Source organism: Burkholderia sp. Bp8986 (assembly GCF_003854225.1).
Lineage (GTDB): Bacteria > Pseudomonadota > Gammaproteobacteria > Burkholderiales > Burkholderiaceae > Burkholderia.
Genome location: NZ_QTQM01000135.1, coordinates 1 through 1,852 on the forward strand (window position 1 = coordinate 1; position 1,852 = coordinate 1,852).

At 63.3% G+C, this 1,852-nt stretch carries 1 protein-coding gene and 1 pseudogene; both read left to right on the plus strand.

Annotated features, from left to right (window positions below; genetic code table 11):
- Window positions 1-449: hypothetical protein (locus DID99_RS37555; protein WP_409362726.1), on the plus strand; the 449-nt coding region annotated here is incomplete at its 5' end.
- Between the two features lie 200 nt (window positions 450-649).
- Window positions 650-1,852, plus strand: a pseudogene (locus DID99_RS36480) (IS3 family transposase); the annotation flags it as partial.

A 1,852-nucleotide genomic window follows, 5' to 3' on the forward strand; every position in this document is an offset into this window, starting at 1 on the left:
CTTTCGCGGCTCTGTTGGCCGCGATCAAGGCGCTGCCGGAAGCACAACAGGGCGTTCCGCTTGCCAGCCTTGCTAGCGAACTCGAGTGGGTTCCGGAAGCCCGGCGCGACGCCGCTTTCGCGGATCTGTTCGCTGCGATCAAGGCGCTGCCGAAGGCACAACAGGGCCATCCGCTGGCCAGCCTCGCTTGCCAGCTCGGGGCGCTTCCGGAAGCCCAGCGCGACGCCGCTTTCGCGGATCTGTTCGCAGCGATCAAGGCGCTGCCGAAGGCACAACAGGGCCATCCGCTGGGCTGGCTCGCTAGCGAACTCGAGTGGGTTCCGGAAGCCCGGCGCGACGCCGCTTTCGCGGCTTTGTTGGCCGCGATCAAGGCGCTACCGGAAGCGCAACAACGCGCATCGCTGGCCGCACTCAATCGCCAGCGCGATGGCTTTGTTCGGAAGGGGTAGTTTTCCGGCAGCGTGAGGTCGATTTGACGTTGCCCGCGAATTTCGGCCCCCTTAACCGAGCGCAGATTATGCCACCCGTTGATTCTGGGTGCTTGGTGGGCCTGGCAGGATTTGAACCTGCGACCAATCGATTATGAGTCGACTGGAGATGACCCGCATTCGTGGACACGATCTAATCTGACAAGGAGGAGGTACGGATCATGTCCAAATACCGAGCGCCGTATGCACCGGAATTTCGGCAACAGATCGTGGACCTGGTTCACGCCGGGCGTCGCCCCGAAGAACTGTCCAAGGAGTTCGCCGAGCACGCCGACCATCTACGGCTGGGTTGCCCAGGCCGATCGTGACGCCGGCACACGACACGACGGATTGACCTCGACCGAACACGAAGAGCTATCGCGCCTGCGCCGTGAGAATCGTCAGCTCAAGCTTGAGCGCGAGATCCTGGCAAAAGCCGCGGCCTGGTTCGCGAGGGAGACCGGAACGCTGCCCGACAAGGGTTCGAGTTCATGAAAGCGAATCAGGCCACCTGGCCTATTGCGACGATGGCGCGGCTGCTGGGGGTCTCTGCCAGCGGCTTCTACGCATGGCGCCAACGAGCGCCATCGGCGCATGCCCGCAGTGATGCCGATCTGTCGGCCCGCATCCGCGCCATCTACACCGGCTCACGCGGCACCTACGGCATGCCCCGCGTTCATGCGGAGCTTGCTGAGCAAGGCATCCACGTCGCGCGCAAACGAGTCGCACGATTGATGCGTCTCGCTGGTCTGCGTGGCGTAAGCCGGCGCAAATGGATCACCACGACACGACGACAAGCCGGGGCACGTGCCGCACCGGATTTGGTGCAGCGGCACTTCAACGCCGATGTGCCGAATCGCCTGTGGGTCGCCGACGCGACCTTAGTGCCGACCCGCGCAGGCTTTCTCTATCTGGCCGTGGTGCTGGACGTGTTCAGTCGCCGCATTGTCGGCTGGGCGATGGGCTGCCACCTGCGCACGGAACTGATGCTCAAGGCCTTGGACATGGCGCTGGCGCAACGCCACGCCAAGGGCGTCATTCACCATTCGGATCAAGGGTGCCAATACACCTCCCTCGCGTTTGGGCGGCGCTGCCGCGAGGCCGGCGTGCGCCCATCCATGGGTTCCGTGGGCGACTGCTTTGATAACGCGATGTGCGAGTCGTTCTTCGCCACGCTCGAATGTGAATTGCTCGAGCGCACGCGCTTCCAAACCCGCGAGCAAGCCAGCCGTGCGATCTTCTCATTCATCGAAGGTTGGTATAACCCGCATCGCCGCCACAGCAGCCTTGGTTATCGCTCGCCGATCATCTACGAGCATATCCACCGCGAACAAAACCGAACATGCGTGCCAAGCGAGTTGCCCACCGCCGGCCAGCGTCATGGT